This window comes from Paenibacillus sp. JT31N7 (genome assembly GCF_059692095.1).
The window spans coordinates 625,145-641,839 of the sequence record NZ_JCAUAT010000002.1; the positions used below are offsets into that span (position 1 = coordinate 625,145).

Here is a 16,695-nt window from a genome sequence, read left to right on the forward strand (position 1 = left end):
GTACATTCATTGTATGACAAAAGGCTCCGGACCGTTCCCCGGCCGGAGAAGGATAGGCGCCGCACCCCCCGTTTCAAACTCACAAACCGCTCCCGCCGGCCATATGATAATACAGTTTAATAAGAAGGGACTGGGAATCGTAATGGCAAAGCCCGTAATCGGCATCCTCACCTGGCGGGAGGGGCACTCCTTCAAGGAACCCGGCTATTTTCGCTCGCTGGTGAGGGAAGGCCAGAAATTAGGCGCCACCGTATTTATCTTCTCTCACAAAGATGCGTTCCCGGATAAAAAACAGGTCCGCGGCTATGTACCGGACGGAAACGGAAGCTGGACCAGCCGTAGCTTCCCCTGGCCGGATGTCGTGATCGACCGTTGCCGAACGGCACAGGAAGGTTACAGCGAATTCCGCAAACAAAAGCATTTTGTGTACGCCAATCATACGTTTACGAACAAAATGAGCGCCACCCGGCTTTTTTCGAACGAGGAAGAACTCAAGAAATGGATACCCGCTACCCTCGATTATAACGCCGAAAACCTCGTGCGCATGTTCAAAAATCACCAGATTGTTTACATCAAACCCGGAAACGGAACCGGCGGCAAAAGCATCGTGAAGATTACACGGGTGAAGGGCGGGTACAGACTGCTCGGGCGGACGAAAGGGTACGCGAAACGCAACGTCCTCTTCCGCAACCTCACCTCGCTCACGAACTGGCTCAACCAGTGGGTCCGCCAGGAGAGGATACGCAAGGGCAGCTTTATGATCCAGCAGGGACTGGATTTGGATCTTCTGCCTGGCCACGTGTCCGACATGCGGCTGCTCATCCAGAAAAACGATAAGGGCAAGTGGGAAGTTACCGGTGAAGGCATGCGCATAGGCGGTGTTAACAATCCCACTTCGAACCTGCACGGAGGCGGCCGCGCGTCCTCCACGGAAGCCGTGCTTCACAAACGTTTCACGCCCGAGAAGACACGCGAGATCATCGCCGAGTGTCACAATCTGGCCCACGGGGTCGTCACCGTCATCGAGAAGCATTTCGGCAGAATGCTGGAATACGGGCTCGATATCGGAATCGATAAGCAGGGCAGCGTGTGGCTGATCGAAGTAAATCCGAAGCCGGGGCGCGAACTGTTCAAGAAGATGGGCCGCAATGATCTGTACCAGCAATCCATCCGCCGGCCGCTGCAGTACGCGCTCTATTTGAACGAACAAGAGCAGAAGCAGGAGCAGAAGCAGGAGCAGAAACAGAAACAGGAGCAAAAACAGGAGCAGAAACAGGAGCAGGAAAAGTAACCGCCGGCCGCCTCGGTCACCGGATCACAAATCCGACGGGGCGCTCCTTCATAAGCGGTCTTGCGGCTAAAGCGCAGAAAAGGGGTGCAGGAGATTCTCCTGCACCCTTTCTATGCGTTTTTTCCGAGCGGCTGCGTTCCTGCTTTCTATACCCTGGTAAGAGGCTTGGATTTAGGGGTATTGTCGCCGCTTCTTCTGCGGATGATGACCCGGTTTGCTTTTTTGTATTTCCATATTTTCCGGTAGATGCTCTTGTCGTCCAGCTTTTTGAAAATAGAAGCGTCCGGCTTGGTGTTCACTTCGAGGATCCAGGGCTTCAGCTCGCTGTCCAGCGCGATATCCACGCCGATCGCCGTTACTTTGGGATAGCCGGTTTCCATGTATTCGGCGATTTCATGTCCAAGCCGGTTCAGCTTTGTCACATAATCCGGCACTTGTTCCTTTTTCAGATACTCTTTCAAAAGCTTCGAAATTTCCGTCGGGGTTCCGCCGCGGTGATAGTTGGTCACAATCTTATCCGGGTGCGCTACACGGCCGATAATGCCGGTGTTTTCCCAATCGCCCCGCAAATTTTTCTGTACCATGATCCGGATGTCGAAAGCCCGGCCCTTGCTCGTCAGAAGATGAATGCCACGCTGAACGAGATGCTTCGTGTCCCCGAAATGCTTGGACATGGTGCGGTACAGCTCATCGTACGTTTCGAATTTCTTTTTTGTCTCATTGATCTGATACCGGTATCGGCCTTTCGGGCTGTATTCCACCTTGAAAATGCCACGGCCGCCCGTCCCGTTGTTAGGCTTGACGTACACCATCCGGTACCGTTTAAGAAAGTCGTACAGATGATCTTTCGTTGCCTGTGCCGTATCCGGCTGAAACTTTTTCAGCTCCGAGTGCCGATTCAGAAATTGGGTTTTACCCAGTTTGGTATTGGGCAGAACGTTTTGTGAATCCATGGCCAGCCTCCCGTATTCTCCATATGCAAATTGACGTGCAAGCGAAATCCGGCAAGTAAACCGGCGATTTTGTTAGATCTATTCATCTGATTTCTATCATACGGCCGCAGAAGCCAAAACGTGCGAATTCCGGGCCGCATGCATACTTAGGCACTGCCCACCCAGACCGTGCGGTTTCGCGGCGCATACGATATCACGTACTCCATTACGAAGGAGGTCATGCGAAAATGTCAGGAGTAGGCGGATACGGCGGAGGTTTTACAAGCACAGGCGCCATTCTGGTTCTGTTCATTCTACTGGTTATCATCAGCAAAGCGTTCATTTACTAATTCAGCCGATCCGGCTAATGCTTGAACGACAAAAAGACCGTTCCCTCCTTGGGGAAACGGTCTTTCTTTCATTGGAAAGCACCGGGCAGACATTATACCGGAAGCAGGCGTCTAAACGAACGAGAGCTTCTCGTACAAGCGCCCGACCGCACTGCGGGCGTCCCCATTCAGCCAGTTCTCCACGACGGTGTAATAAACCGATCTGAAGTCGAGCTCCGCCTTCAAATCTCCCTTATCCAGCTTCGTGAGGCTCGGATTGGCCCCGTAAAGCCCGCCGCTCACCCCGCCTCCCAGCAGAAAAACGGGTCCGGCGGTACCGTGATCCGTTCCGCCGCTGCCGTTCTCCTTCATTCTCCGGCCGAATTCGGAGAACGCCATGACCATAACCTGATCCTGGAGGCCGTGAGCTTCCAGATCCCGGTAGAAGGCGCCGAGCCCCCCGTCCAGCGTGGACAGCATGGCCGCATGGTGCGCCTTCTCGTTGGCATGGTCGTCGAACGGCCCCAGCTGGGTGTAGAAGACCCGAGTGCCGGAGCCGGACGCCATGAGCTGGGCGGCAAGCTGCAAATCCTTGGCGAACGAGGTGTCCGGATAAGGGGCGCCCGCCGTATAACCCGGCCGCAGAGAGCCGATCGCCTCCACGCTGCGGTAAGCTTCGATCCCGCTGGAGCAGGCTACCCGCAGAGGAGCCGTCTGCTTGTTCAGGTTGTACATATCCAAGAAAGCCTTGTTCAGACGGCCCCGGTCCGGATCGGGGGGCTTGCTGGTAAAGATCTTATAGGAGTCCAGCGCGGAAACAACGGGAAGCGAAACGGAGTCGTGCCGGAGAGCCCGCGTTTCCGTCTTCCCCAGCTGGACGGCCCGGAGCGGATTCGCGGTATCCAGGGACGAAAAAGCGTAGCGTCCCAGCCAGCCGTCGCTGATCCGCTTCTCCGGCTCCCCGGTATGCCAGATTTCCATGGAACGGAAATGGGAATGGTCGGGCTTCGGGTAGCCGACACCCTGGACAATCGCAACTTTTCCGCGCTGGTACAGCCCGTGAAGCTGCGCGAGACTCGGGTGCAGGCCAAGCTGGCTGTTGATATCCAGCACCTCGTGCTGCTGGAGACGAAGCCGCGGCCTGGCGTCATGGTAGGCTCCGATTCCGTACGGAATCAGCGTATTGAGGCCGTCGTTGCCGCCGGAAAGCTGGACCACGACGAGGACCCGGTCTTTCGAGCCGGCCGGCGGTCCGGGCTTGAGTATATTTTTACTGTCCGCATACAGCAGGGGGCCTCCGATGCCGATCGCCGCTATCAGTGCCGTTCCCTTGATCAGAAAGTCTCTTCTCGTTAAGTTCATTTTACTAATCCTCCGCTCACTTCATCTGCGCTTCCGGGCTGATGAGCAGAAGCTGCAGCAGGCTCCGTTTGCCGCCGGCCGGTTTTTTCGAGCTCACGATCGTTTCCGCCGCGTACTGCGTCAGCACATTCATCGTGTTCTTGCCGAGCGGAGCCAGCCCTACGCTGCGTCTCCAGCCCTCCACATACGCTTCCGGACCGGTTTGCGCCCCTTGCGGAGCCAAAGACTGGAGCTGATCTTCCGTAACGCGTTTGGCCACCTTCTCGGCGAACTGGTAGCGTGCGATCAGGCGGTTTGTCGCCAGCCATGAAGCTCCTCCCTTCCAGCCGGAGACATCCGGCGGCGCGTACAGCTCCATGCCCATAAGCCCCATGCCTGCACGGAACGCCGCCGTTAAGGGAAGTCCCAGCGTCCTCATCGTGCCCGCTACGTACTCCGCCGGATTTTTGATAAGAGACAGCCGGTAGGCTTCCTCGTAAAATTCGTCGGAAACAAACAAATCGTACAGCACGTCCCCGATCGTCGGCATCTTCGAGATATTGCGGGCGACCCGGTCTATCCAGGCGTCGGGCGGGTTTTCCGCCGCAAAATATTGGAGCAGCTTCGTCGCCAGAAACTTCGGGAGCGCCGCCTGTTTGAAGACGACGCGCACCACATCGGCGGAATCGAAATAACCCGCTTCGCCCAGAAAAACCTTGTGTCCGGCATCGTGCCGCGCTTCCTGATACTGGACGATATCCGTTTTCCGGTTATAGCTCCAACCGGTTAAGGACCTCGCCGCTTCCTTCACGTCCTGTTCGGTATAGTTGCCGATGCCGAGGGTGAACAGCTCCATCATCTCGCGGGCGTAATTCTCGTTGGGACTCCCCTTCTGATTCGTATACGAATCAAGATACAGCATCATGGCCGGGTCTTGGCCGATTTCTTCGGTCAGCTTACGGAAGCCGCCCAGGGCGTGCTGCCGGAACAGGTCGTTCTGCCGCACCATGAGCTTGATATCGCTCACCTTATAATAGGAGGAGGCAAAATGACCGTGCCAGAACAACGTCATTTTCTCCACCAGCGGGGTTGGTGAAGCAATCATGCGGTACAGCCAGTACGTTTGCTGATCGCCCGTTCCCGTGACGATCAGCGGCTTGTCGTCCGCTTTTACTTCCGAGAACACAAGGGCGGAAGCAGCTCCGTCGGCCAGAGGCTGGCCCGAGGTGAGCCTGCGGACCGTCTCTTCCCGGCCTAGCTTCAGACATCTATCCACTTCTCCCGGCGTAGCGGAAAAAGAAGCTCTCCCCAGCAGATGGAGGACTTCCTTTTCGGTCCAGGGTTTCATGTTGTACACCACCTAATTCTTTTACTTCTTATCTACTATACAACCAAAATATGACATTAGAATCAGGAACATGCTAAGAGAATGTTAGGAAAACAAAAACTCCCGAAACATTTGGGAAATGTTCGGGAGTTTTGCCTGCTTGAATGAGGAGAAAGGAGGATCGATTAGCAGCCGAAGTACAGGGAGTACTCGTGCGGGTGGATACGGATCGCAACATCTTTCGCTTCGCCGCGTTTGATGTCGACATAGTTGTTGATGAAATCTTGGGTGAACACGTCGCCTTCCAGCAGGAAGTCGTGATCGGCTTCCAGAGCGTCGAGAGCTTCGTCCAGCGTACCCGGCACACTGCGGATTTCGGACTTGTCTTCGTCGGACAGTTCGTAGATATTTTTATCCAACGGACCGTAGCCGAGCGCACGCGGATCGATTTTCTTCTTGATGCCGTCCAGACCGGCCATCAGCATAGCCGCGAAAGCCAAGTAAGGGTTAGCCGTGGAATCCGGCGTACGGAATTCGATGCGGCAGCCTTTCGGCGTTACGGCCGCAACCGGAATACGGACTGCCGCGGAACGGTTTCCTTTGGAGAACACCAGATTAACCGGTGCTTCGTAACCCGGAACGAGACGTTTGAACGAGTTCGTGGACGGGTTCGTCAGAGCGATCAGAGCCGGTGCATGGTACAGGATACCGCCGATATAGTGCAGAGCCATTTCGCTCAGGTTGGCGTAGCCGTTTTTGTCGAAGAACAAAGGCGTGTCGCCGTCAAAGATGCTTTGGTGAACGTGCATACCCGATCCGTTGTCGCCAAAAAGCGGCTTCGGCATGAAGGTTGCGACTTTTCCGTGCTGTCTCGCCGTGTTGTGGACGATATATTTGTATTTCATGAGATTATCGGCTGTTTTGGTCAGCGTATCGAAACGGAAGTTGATTTCCGCTTGACCGGCTGTCGCCACTTCGTGGTGATGACGTTCGATGCGAAGGCCCGCTTCTTGAAGCAGACGGCACATTTCGCTGCGGATATCCTGCTGGGTATCGACCGGTTGAACCGGCACGTAACCGCCTTTAACGCCGATTTTGAAGCCCAGGTTACCGCCTTCTTCTTTGCGGCCGGTGTTCCAAGCGCCTTCTTCGGAATCAACGGAGTAGTAAGAGGTATTCATCCCGCTTTCGTAACGGACATCGTCAAAAATGAAAAACTCGGACTCGGGAGCAAAGTTCGCCGTCGTGCCTACGCCGGCTGTTTGCAGGAATTCTTCCGCCTTCTGTGCGATGCTGCGCGGATCGCGCTCGTAGCGCTCGCCGTCCGGTGTGTGGATGTTACACATAACGATCAGTGTCGGGTGAGCCGTGAAAGGATCGACATAAACCGACTCCGTATCAGGCATCATGACCATATCCGACTCTTCAATGCCGCGGAAACCATGAATGGAGGAACCGTCAAAGGCAACTCCGTTCTCGAAAGTTTCTTCCTCGACTTCGCAAGCCGGGAGAGAAATGTGGTGCGCCTTACCTAAAAGATCCACAAAACGAAAATCGATCCACTCAATGTTTTTTTCCTTGATAATGTTCAAAACGTCCTGTACTGACATGTGTAAACCCTCCTAATTCCGTACATTCACATTGTTTCCCCTGTGTAATGTTCCAGTTTTCATTCGATCTTTTTTCATATTATATAGCGGCCGAAGAAAAATCGTCAATACTCATGTCAGGTATTTTTTTAAAGGATGTCAGGTAATATTACATCAAAAACAAAAAAACCGGATTTCTCCGGTTTTCAGGCTTTTCGGGGGGGGATTTCGGGGATATTCGTACAACCTGTCGAATTAGACAAGTACGGGTGTTTTGGCGGTATCGAATCTTTTGCCGCAAAGCGGAGCCAGTTTCTCCAGATCCTGAAGCAGCTTGGCGAACTGGTCCGGGAAAAGGGACTGGACGCCGTCTCCGGTCATCGAATTGTCCGGATCCGTATGCATTTCGATGATCAGGCCGTTCGCCCCGGCAGCCACGGAAGCCTTCGTCATCGGCTCGACCAGCTCGCGCCGGCCCGTTCCGTGACTCGGATCGGAGATTACCGGCAGATGACTCAAGCTCTGAAGCACCGGAATCGCCGAAAGATCGAGCGTATTGCGGGTATAAGTCTCGAATGTTCGGATTCCGCGCTCGCAGAGCATCACATTCGGATTGCCTCCCGCAAGGATGTACTCCGCCGCATTAAGGAATTCGTCGTACGTCGAGCTGAAGCCGCGCTTGAGCAGCACCGGCGTCTGGATCGAGCCCAGCTTGCGCAACAGATCGAAGTTCTGCATGTTGCGGGTGCCCACTTGCAGAATGTCGGCGTACTCCGCGCAAACATCCACGTATTCCGGCGTCATGACCTCCGTAATCGTCAGAAGACCGTGCTTGCGACCGGCTTCCGCCATCATGACGAGCCCTTCCACGCCGACGCCCTGGAAGCTGTACGGGCCTGTGCGCGGCTTGAAGGCGCCGCCCCGGAGCACTTGACCGCCCGCCGCCTTGACCAGGCGGGCGATCTCGTCGATTTGCTCGGGAGTCTCGACGGCGCACGGGCCGCCCATGACTACGAGCTGATCTCCGCCGATTTCCACGCCCTTGATGCGGATGACCGTATCCGCCGGATGGAAGTCGCGGCTTGCCAGCTTGTAGGACTTGGAGATTTTGACAACCTGCTCGACCCCCTTCAACTGGCGCAGCTGCTCGGCCAATACCGGATCGGCCTGCCCGATGATGCCGATGACCGTACGGTCTTCTCCGTGCGATACGTGTGCTTTCACTTCATGCTTCTCGATAATGTGTACGATTTCCTGAATACGCGCTTCTTCTACCTTATTTGAAAGAATTACGATCATTCCGTTCACGCTCCTGATAGGTTGGGTATAGTTTTGCCTCGACGCTTCAACGCTTGTTTGCTTTTAAGCTTTTATGCTTTTATCCATTAAAGTATTTCGCTAAAATAATAATAACAGGCTCGACGATTATCCGTCAAGCCTGCATGTGTCCGTTTTTCATATTAAGGCCGGAGAACCTATGGAATGCCAGTGAATGTAAAGCGCTCCAACACGTAGACTTCGCGTCCATGTGCCCGCAGGAAGGTTAATGCGCGTCATCCGAAAACCCGGATGCCCCAGCGTGCTGATGTTCCTTGCGCAATCTGCGCCTGTCCCGGCGCCGGTTGGCATGAAGCCTCAGCAAAAGCATGATCGGGAAGTACATGATCAGGCCAAGAATGCCTCCGACGATCATTCCGCCCACGATCAGCTCCAGGCTTCCTTTCAGGACATTCGCCAAAAAGGCAGGAACGTGGTGAATCAGGTACTCCTTGAAGCCCGGAGGAACGACAAGCGAACCGACCGGTTTGTTAAGCAGGATCGCCATCGGCACGTAGATGATTTTACCGAACACGAACCCGATCAGCGCACCTGCAAAATTGCCCCGCAGCAGCCATACGAGAGGAAAAATAAGAAAAAAAGCGAGACCGACCGTCGGAAGAGTGAACATTTCGACGGCCAGTCCGATGGAAAAGCCGGTGGCGACCATCGAAGGCCCGCCCTTGGCGCGAAGCAGCAGAAGATATTTGTATTTAAACCAGCGACCTGTCTGTTTAAGATCAAACTTTTTCTTTCGGAGTGCCCCTTCACTATACTGCATGGTGCCTCATCCTATCCTGTAAATTAGGCCGGTTATTCGGCGGCAGCCTTTTTTTTGGCCATCGGGATCAGTTTCTTCATATTAACGGTCCGTGTAATGCCCCATGTTGCCGGGTCAGCCGGATCGAACTGCTCCAGATAAGCGATCGCTTCCTTCGTAATGGGAGTCGGCGTGGACGCTCCGGAAGTGACGCCCACCGTACGGACGCCCGTCAGCCAGCTCTTGTCGATTTCGGAAACGTCCGAAACCCGGTACGCTTTGACGCCGGAGATCTCTTCGGACACCTGAGCCAGCCGGTTCGAATTGTTGCTTTTGGGGTCGCCGACCACGATGACGAGATCCGTTTCCTTCGCCTGCTCCGCAACCGCTTCCTGGCGGACCTGCGTCGCCAGACAAATTTCGTTGTGGATTTCAGCCGTCGGGAAGCTCTCCAGCAGCTTCTTCATAATATGCTTGATGTCCCACTGGCTCATCGTCGTCTGATTGGTGATCAGAATTTTGGCCGAAGCGATATGGAGCTCCTCCGCGTCCGCCAGCGTCTCGATCAGATGGACGTGATCGGGTGCGATACCGACGGCGCCTTCCGGCTCGGGATGGCCTTTCTTGCCGATATAAATAATCTCGTATCCTTCCGCCGTTTTCTCGCGGATCAGATCGTGTGTTTTCGTCACATCCGGACAAGTTGCGTCCACAACCGTCAAGCCTTTCTCGCGTGCCTTGCGGCGGACTTCCGGCGAAACGCCGTGTGCCGTAAAGATAACGGTACCGCCCGTGACCTGCTCCAGAATTTCGAGCCGGTTGGGACCGTCCAGCGTAATAACCCCTTCGTCTTCGAAGAAACGGGTTACGTGAGAGTTATGAACAATCATACCGAGTATATAAATCGGCCGCGGCAGATCCAGATTTTTGGCGGTTTGCATTGCAAGCGCCATTGCATCCACCACGCCGTAACAATAGCCCCTTGGGGAAATCTTGACGACTTTCAACGAAAGCACCACCTTTTTTGTCGTTCATACCTTCATTATAGCCGATCAGGAGACGGGAAGAAAGACAGTGGGCAGCCAAATGATAAAGGTCGAACCCTCTCCCTGGCGGGTTTTCACCTCAATGGAGCCCTTATGCTCGTCGATAATCCATTTCGCGATCGACAAGCCGAGCCCGGTGCCCGCCGTCCTTCCTCTGGAAACGTCCGCCCGGTAAAACCGGTCGAAAATGTGCGGAACCTCTTGCTTGTCCATCCCGATTCCCGTATCCGCAATACGCAGACCGATCTGGTCCCCGGAGCGGAGCGCATCCAGCCGGACGCTGCCTTCCTCGGTGTATTTGAAGGCATTTTCGATAAAAATGAACAAAAGCTGCTGGACATAGTCTTTGTTGCCGACCACAACCACATCGGTCAGCGGCTCCAGGTCGCCTACTTCCCACTGCACCTGGCGCGGCAGGAACTGAGCGCGCCGGGCGACTTCCTCCACCAGCGGTCTCAGCTCAAGAGGCTGGCGCTGCATCTCGAAGCCGGCATCCGCCCGTGCCAGCGACAGCATGTCGTTGACGAGCCGGCTCATCCGGTGAGCTTCTCCGGCGATATCCTGCATCGCCTCGATGGACATCTCCATCTGCTCCTTGTCCTGGCCGCCGGCCTGCCCGCTTGTGAGCGTGCGGCTCCACATCTTCTCAAGCAGCTCCACGTTGCCGCGGATGGTCGTCAGCGGAGTCCTCAACTCATGAGAGGCGTCCGAGACGAACCGGCGCTGGGCGCGGTAAGCCTCCTCGAGCTCGCTGTATACAAGCTGGAGCCGCCCAAGCATGCTGTTAATCGTGACGGTGAGCCGCCCGATCTCGTCTTCGGGTCCGTCGTACAGAATTCGCTTGTCTAGGTCCGTGCCCTTCTCGATCTGCTGCGTAGCCACGATCACCTGTTCGATCGGCCGCAGCGCCTTCCTCGCCAGGAACCAGCCGAGCGTTCCGGCGATCAGTACGGTCAGCATGGCGAGAATCGCCAGCGTATATTGGAGCAGGTTGAAGAAGTTCTCGTAGTAGTTGATGGTCGCTCCGACCTGAAGCACACCCCGAGTCAGCTTGTTCCCGGTTACCGGGTCGGTGATGTCGAAACCCCGGCTGACCAGAATAATCGGGTACGATTTGTCCATCACCTTCAAGTTCAGCCGCTCGACCACAAGCGAATCTTTGCCCCGCAGCTTCTGCCCCGCATTGTTTGTGATGGGCAGCGTCAGCTCCAGATTTTTGAGCACGGAAGACCGGTCGTGAATAACGGGGCCTTCCTTATCGTTCAAGCTGGCAAGCTGAAGGAGCGTGTTTTCCGAAAACATGTCTACATTGTCGAGCTCCAGCTTGATCGGAACCCGTCCCCGGATCGAGGGAGCGGCAAGCGGTTTAATCCGCTCGTACGTCTCCGTCCAGGTGCGGTTCAACTGCTTTTCCAGATCGTTATAGATGTAAAAGGAAAGAAATAAATAAAGGCCGAAGCCGAACAGCAGCAGCGTGACCGACAAAATGCCGGAATACCACAGCGTCAGCCGGAGGCGGATAGACATCTAGTTCTCTCCTCTCAGCACATAACCGGCCCCGCGCACGGTTTGAATAATGCGCTTATGGCCGTACTCCTCCGTTTTTTGCCGGAGCAGGGCAATGTACACTTCCAGCACATTCGATTCCCCGCTGTAATCGTAACCCCATATTTTTTCCATGATGATGTCCCGGGAAAGCACCCGCTTCGGGTTCTGCATAAACAGGTGCAGCAGATCGAATTCCTTCGTCGTGAGTTCAATAAGCTGGCTCTCGCGGAACACCTCGCGCGTATCCATATCCAGGGTGATGTTGTCGTAATGCAGCCGGTTCGTCGGCTGCTCGGCGCGTTCATTCCGTCTGCGCAGCAGCACCCGCACGCGGGCCAGCAGCTCTTCCAACGCAAATGGCTTGATGAGGTAGTCGTCCGCTCCCAGATCAAGCCCCTTCACCCGGTCGGTGACTTCGTCTTTGGCCGTCAGCATAAGAATCGGCACGCTGCTTCCGCCTTCGCGGATGCGGCGGCAGACCTCCCACCCGTCCACAACGGGCATCATCACATCCAGGATGACCAGATGAGGCTCCTGCTCGAGCATTTTTTTCAAGCCGTCGTTGCCGTTGTTGGCCGTTACGATCGTATAGCCCTCGAAGGCAAGGCTGCGACGCAGCATGGACGTAATTTTTTCGTCGTCATCTATAACCAGTATCGTTTCACGCATGAATGTTTTCACCCTTCTGTAGATGGATTGGGCTGCAGGCAGCCTCGCGGGACGCTTTTACCCTCTATTGTATCAAATTCGGCGTTGGAGCAAAATCTCGCTCGCTCGTCCTCCGTCCTTGAAGCACAACTTACTGCCGAAAAAAAACAGAGAACGGCATCGCTGCCGTTCTCTGCTCCGCATGGTGCGGCAGTCCGACCGTTACTTCTTCTCGGTCGTTTCCGCTGCGTTCTTGTCTCCGACGGTGATGCTGACTTCTACCCGTTTGCCGTCACGCATCACGCCGATTTTGGCTTTGTCCCCGACTTTCAAGGCCTGGATCTTGGTCGTCACGTCCTGTGAGTTCGTCACTTTCTGATCGTTCACGTCTACGATGACGTCATAAGGACGCATTCCCGCCTGGAAGGCCGGGCTCTTGCGTGTAACCTCGGCTACAATCGCACCTTCGGTGTTTTGCAGCTTCAGCTCGCTTACCCATTCCTTATCCACGTTCTGAAGGCTTACTCCAATGTACGGAGCTTTTTCCTTCGGAATCGTCACGTTGTTTTTCAGGTTATCCAGAACGGTCGAGAAGGTACTTTCCGAAATAGCGAACCCGATCCCCTGCGCCTGAGAGCTTACGGCCGTATTGATCCCGATGACTTCACCGTTCATGTTGAGCAGCGGGCCGCCGGAGTTGCCGGGATTAATGGATGCGTCTGTCTGCAGCAGGTGCTTGTAGTTGCGCGTGCCCTGCTCATCCTGAATCGTGATCGGACGCTCCTTGGCGCTGAGCACGCCGACTGTTACCGTATGGTCGAACCCGTACGGGTTACCGATCGCGACAACCCAGTCGCCTACGTTCAGGCTGTCCGCTTTACCGATCGGCAGAATCGGGAAGTCCTTGTCGCCTTCGATTTTCATCGCGGCCAGGTCAAGATCGTAGCTGTTGCCCAGAAGCTTGGCGACGAACGGCTTATCGTAGCCCTGAACGGTTACGCGGATTTCATCCGCTCCGTCGATTACGTGCTCATTGGTCAGAATGTAGCCGCTTTTCTCGAAAATAAAGCCGGTTCCGCTGCCTGCCAATTGAAGGGCGCCGTCGCTTTTGCCCGAACCGCTGTCCTGCTTGGAGTCTCCCTGGTCACCGAAGAAGAACCGGTAGAAGGGATCGTTCATCTGATTGCGCTGGGAGCTGCTTTTCGTCTTGACGTAAGATTCGATCTTAACGGTCGCCGGACTTGCCTGGGCGAAAATCTGGGCGATGTTGTCCGGACGGGCCGAGTCCAGCGAAACTTTGCTTGCGCTGCCCGCCGCTACCGTCTGAGAGGAATTCGGCTGGGCGCCCGGCAGGGTCATCGGCTGTTTGCCGGTGAACAGGTTCGTTTTGTCCGCCGCAAACATCAGCGTGCTCACGACGACCGCACCGGCCAGGAAAGCCGCAAATCCGCTCCGGAGAGACGAGCGCTTCTTGGCGGGTCCGCTGCCGTTCCAGCCTCCGCCCGGCTTGGATGCGCCGTCTCTGCTGAAGGAGAAGGATCTTACCGGCTTCGGAGGCGTCACTTCCACAGGCGCCGAACCTTCGCCGTTCGAGTAAGCCGTCGTGTCCGATTCGGTGTTGTGCGTTTCCTCGGTCATGCCCGTCTTGTGGGGACCGTAAGAGTAATAGTAGGAAGGCTTCTCCTGCGCCGCCGCTTCTTCCCGTCCGGAGTCGTATCCGGGTTCGTAGCCGGCCTCCCGTCTTTCCAGTTCACGCTCGCGGTCACGGTCGCGGTTTAAATCCGAATCGTTGTTGTGGCCAGGGCCGAAATCTTTTTTATAATCATCCATGGCAATTCCTCCATTTATAAAAGTTAGGAAAAAGAATATAAAAAACGAAGGACGGTTGACATGAAGGCTTGTTTTGTAATCCGTGTTGTTCACCGTCTCTGTACTTTTATAATGGACTTCCTTCCTTAAGCAAACCTTAAAATTCAATAAAATGGAGCTAAAAAAGCCGGCTCTCCGGCCGGCATCGTGTCGATCTGGGTCCATTTAACTAAAACTATGCGGCGGGAACGCTCAGTGCAGCCATTTTTGTTCGACATCCCGCAGAAGTTTTTCCGCTTTCCCGATCCATTCGCTTTCGATCTCGGCATCCGGATCGAGCGGGGTCTGAAACTGGTTCACGAGTGCGGAAACCGTCATCATATGGGCTTCGGGATCGTTGCCTTCATTGTAAACGTGCTTCAGCACGTAAGGCGTCCCGATTTTCACCATCGCGTCGGTTTCGTCCGTATCACCGTCCAGAGTCCCTTCCGTCACTTCAAAAGGGATGCGCAGCCAAACTTTGTGCGCCTCGTCCAGATAACGGTCGAACGAACCGTGATCGTACTCCCAGTTGCCGCCTAATGTAAACTCGAACGTGTGCAAATAGTCCCGGACATTGTCGAATGCTTCTACCGTTTCCTGGAGTGAGGAATTCAAAGCTTTCACAAGGCAACCTCCTCTTCATCGCGCCGTTGAATGAACCCGCGCAGCAATAGGTTGCGTATTTCTGCCTTCTTTTATGAGCGGCTGGAAAAAGCGCAGCGGAGCGGGCCTCGCAGTACGATCGGGAGAGGCAACAAGGACGCTGGACTTGCATTACATCGGGACAGGCAACAAGGACGCTGGACTTGCTGTACGGCCGGGACAGGCAAGGAGCCTCCTGATCGTGTAGGGCCATATAGGATCCGCCCCTACCCGGTTACTTACCCTTGCGGCTGGGCCGCCGCCCGGCGGACCGGCGGCCGTATAGTCCCATCGGCCCGCCGGAAACCCTGCCCGGACAAGCCAAAACACCGGAACCGTCTCCGGGCGGCCGGGTGATACATAGGCTCGCGTTAGGCCCCGGTACCGGCCCAGCCCTTGCGGTGAGCATAAATAGCCAGCTGCGTGCGGTCGTCCAGTTCGCACTTCATGAGCAGGTTGCTCACGTGCGTCTTCACCGTCTTGATGCTGATGTGCAGCGCCTCGGCGATTTCTTTGTTCGATTTGCCGTCGGAAATGAGGGAAAGCACTTCACGCTCGCGCGCCGTCAGCCCCTCGTCTTCCGTCTGAGCCGACCGCTGCCTGAGTCCGCGGGTCAGCGCCAGCGAGACTTCGGGGTTTAAGACCGGCATGCCGGCGGCCGCCCCCTTGATCGCCTGGGCGAGCTGCTCCGAGGAGATCGTTTTGAGCACATAAGAAATCGCGCCCGCTTCAACCGCCTGGACGACCTTGTCTTCTTCCAGGAAACTGGTCAGCATGATGATTTTAATAGAAGGAAAGCTTTGCGTAATCTCCCGGGTAGCTTCAATCCCGTTCATCACCGGCATAGTCAGATCCATCAGAATCACATCCGGAATAACGGCGGCTTCCAGAGCTCCGAGCTTGCGCAGGGCTTCCTCCCCGTTCGATGCTTCCTCCACAACGCTAAGTTCTTCTTCGAGCATAATATACGTGCGCAGACCGACTCTCACCATATCGTGGTCGTCCACGATCATCACTTTCACTTTATCTTTCACAGCGAAGCTTCCCCTTTCGGCTCTTTCACAAATTTCGGTATCCGTACGCGGACGGTCGTCCCGCTGCCCGATCCGCTGAGGACCTCGGCATCCCCGCCCAGCTTCTGCGCGCGTTCGCGCATCGTGGACAAGCCGTGGGAGGCGGACGATATCGCGCTCCGCTCGAAGCCTTTGCCGTTGTCCGCGAGCTGCAGCACATACTGGCGCCCCGAATCGTGCAGCTTCAGCTCGATTTCCGTAGCGGAAGCGTGCTTGACGACGTTGGCCATCCCTTCCTGAATGATCAGGAACAGCTGATGCTCGATCGCCTCGGAAATCGGCTGCTCGGTCTCTACATCGAGGCGGCCCTGAAGCTCATGAGCCCGGCAGTATTCCGGGAACCATTTTTCCAGCGCCTGCTCCAGCGTGCTGCCGTCCAGTTCGATCGGCCGCAGTTGGGAAATGAGCCCCCGCATCTGCTTCTGGGCATGATGCGACATCTGGACCAACTGCTCCATCAACTGGCTGGCGACGTCGGGATTGTGCCCGATCACCTTCGGCAGAGAGGACGCCGACATGTGAATCGCGAAGAGTTCCTGGCTGACGGTATCGTGGAGATCCCTGGCCAGCCTCCGGCGTTCCTCGACCACCGCCGTCTCGACGGAGCCGTGTTCCATCACGGAGCGTTCTTCGCCCATCTCCTGCAGCAGCCGCGTCCGCTCTTCAAGCGCTCCGGCCATCTCGTTAAACGATTTGTAAACGGGATGGAACGAATCAATGGGATCGATCTGTATCCGATCCTTCAAGTTGCCTTTCGCCAGCTGAAGCATGGCGATATGCAGCACATCCACCTTGCGCTGGAAGGCGCGGGAGGCCACGAAACCGACCGCCTGCCCCAGCAGGACGGCAAAAACGGCGAGGCCGAATTTCCACCCGCCGCCTGCCGCTTCCCAGGGCATATAGAGCTGTGCAAAGCCCAGAATGCCGAGAGTCAGAAGGCTGGAGGCCAGAAAATACAGCATAAGCTGCCATTTCATGCTCCACAGCTTTACCATGCGGCC

The 16,695-nt window shown here is 55.7% G+C and carries 15 protein-coding genes; 2 read left to right on the forward strand and 13 right to left on the reverse strand.

Annotated features, from left to right (window positions below; genetic code table 11):
* Nucleotides 1-142 precede the first annotated feature (142 nt).
* Complete coding sequence (locus AC58P5_RS13125) at nt 143-1,291, forward strand: YheC/YheD family endospore coat-associated protein (RefSeq protein WP_497387092.1); 1,149 nt, start codon at nt 143-145, stop codon at nt 1,289-1,291.
* A gap of 146 nt (nt 1,292-1,437) precedes the next feature.
* Here AC58P5_RS13125 and AC58P5_RS13130 read toward each other — a convergent pair whose 3' ends face one another.
* Nucleotides 1,438-2,244, reverse strand: a complete 807-nt coding sequence (locus tag AC58P5_RS13130) for a YheC/YheD family protein (RefSeq protein WP_497387094.1) — start codon at nt 2,242-2,244, stop codon at nt 1,438-1,440.
* Nucleotides 2,245-2,471: 227 nt separating this feature from the next.
* Between AC58P5_RS13130 and AC58P5_RS13135 the strand changes: the two genes are divergently transcribed.
* On the forward strand, nt 2,472-2,573 hold the full coding sequence (locus AC58P5_RS13135; protein ID WP_497387096.1) for a YjcZ family sporulation protein: 102 nt from the start codon (nt 2,472-2,474) through the stop codon (nt 2,571-2,573).
* 111 nt (nt 2,574-2,684) lie between these two features.
* Here AC58P5_RS13135 and AC58P5_RS13140 read toward each other — a convergent pair whose 3' ends face one another.
* The 12 genes from AC58P5_RS13140 to AC58P5_RS13195 all read right to left on the reverse strand — a co-directional run bounded on the left by AC58P5_RS13140 (nt 2,685) and on the right by AC58P5_RS13195 (nt 16,689).
* Nucleotides 2,685-3,914: a DUF1501 domain-containing protein gene (locus AC58P5_RS13140; RefSeq protein WP_497387098.1), complete on the reverse strand. Its 1,230-nt coding sequence runs from the start codon at nt 3,912-3,914 to the stop codon at nt 2,685-2,687.
* Nucleotides 3,915-3,930: 16 nt separating this feature from the next.
* Nucleotides 3,931-5,241 carry a DUF1800 domain-containing protein gene (locus tag AC58P5_RS13145; protein WP_497387100.1) on the reverse strand — a complete coding sequence of 437 codons (1,311 nt, stop codon included), beginning with the start codon at nt 5,239-5,241 and terminating at the stop codon, nt 3,931-3,933.
* A 164-nt stretch (nt 5,242-5,405) separates the two neighbouring features.
* Nucleotides 5,406-6,830 (reverse strand): type I glutamate--ammonia ligase, encoded by a 1,425-nt coding sequence (gene glnA, locus AC58P5_RS13150; RefSeq protein ID WP_497387102.1) that lies wholly within the window; start codon nt 6,828-6,830, stop codon nt 5,406-5,408.
* A 234-nt stretch (nt 6,831-7,064) separates the two neighbouring features.
* On the reverse strand, nt 7,065-8,108 hold the full coding sequence (gene aroF, locus AC58P5_RS13155) for a 3-deoxy-7-phosphoheptulonate synthase (protein ID WP_497387104.1): 1,044 nt from the start codon (nt 8,106-8,108) through the stop codon (nt 7,065-7,067).
* A gap of 244 nt (nt 8,109-8,352) precedes the next feature.
* Nucleotides 8,353-8,907 (reverse strand): DUF2062 domain-containing protein, encoded by a 555-nt coding sequence (locus AC58P5_RS13160; protein WP_497387105.1) that lies wholly within the window; start codon nt 8,905-8,907, stop codon nt 8,353-8,355.
* Nucleotides 8,908-8,939: 32 nt separating this feature from the next.
* Complete coding sequence (locus AC58P5_RS13165; RefSeq protein ID WP_497387107.1) at nt 8,940-9,893, reverse strand: 4-hydroxy-3-methylbut-2-enyl diphosphate reductase; 954 nt, start codon at nt 9,891-9,893, stop codon at nt 8,940-8,942.
* Nucleotides 9,894-9,938: 45 nt separating this feature from the next.
* A complete protein-coding gene (locus AC58P5_RS13170) occupies nt 9,939-11,459 on the reverse strand; it encodes a sensor histidine kinase (RefSeq protein ID WP_497387109.1) in 1,521 nt (506 codons plus the stop codon).
* On the reverse strand, nt 11,460-12,149 hold the full coding sequence (locus AC58P5_RS13175) for a response regulator transcription factor (protein WP_042229337.1): 690 nt from the start codon (nt 12,147-12,149) through the stop codon (nt 11,460-11,462).
* A 201-nt stretch (nt 12,150-12,350) separates the two neighbouring features.
* Entirely contained in the window at nt 12,351-13,958 is a 1,608-nt protein-coding gene (locus tag AC58P5_RS13180) for a S1C family serine protease (RefSeq protein ID WP_497387111.1), read from the reverse strand.
* Nucleotides 13,959-14,189: 231 nt separating this feature from the next.
* On the reverse strand, nt 14,190-14,603 hold the full coding sequence (locus AC58P5_RS13185) for a YugN family protein (RefSeq protein WP_103994626.1): 414 nt from the start codon (nt 14,601-14,603) through the stop codon (nt 14,190-14,192).
* Nucleotides 14,604-14,992: 389 nt separating this feature from the next.
* Nucleotides 14,993-15,655: a response regulator gene (locus AC58P5_RS13190; RefSeq protein WP_497387113.1), complete on the reverse strand. Its 663-nt coding sequence runs from the start codon at nt 15,653-15,655 to the stop codon at nt 14,993-14,995.
* On the reverse strand, nt 15,652-16,689 hold the full coding sequence (locus AC58P5_RS13195) for a HAMP domain-containing sensor histidine kinase (RefSeq protein ID WP_497387114.1): 1,038 nt from the start codon (nt 16,687-16,689) through the stop codon (nt 15,652-15,654). Before AC58P5_RS13195 ends, AC58P5_RS13190 begins: the two co-directional genes overlap by 4 nt.
* Nucleotides 16,690-16,695: the final 6 nt, after the last annotated feature.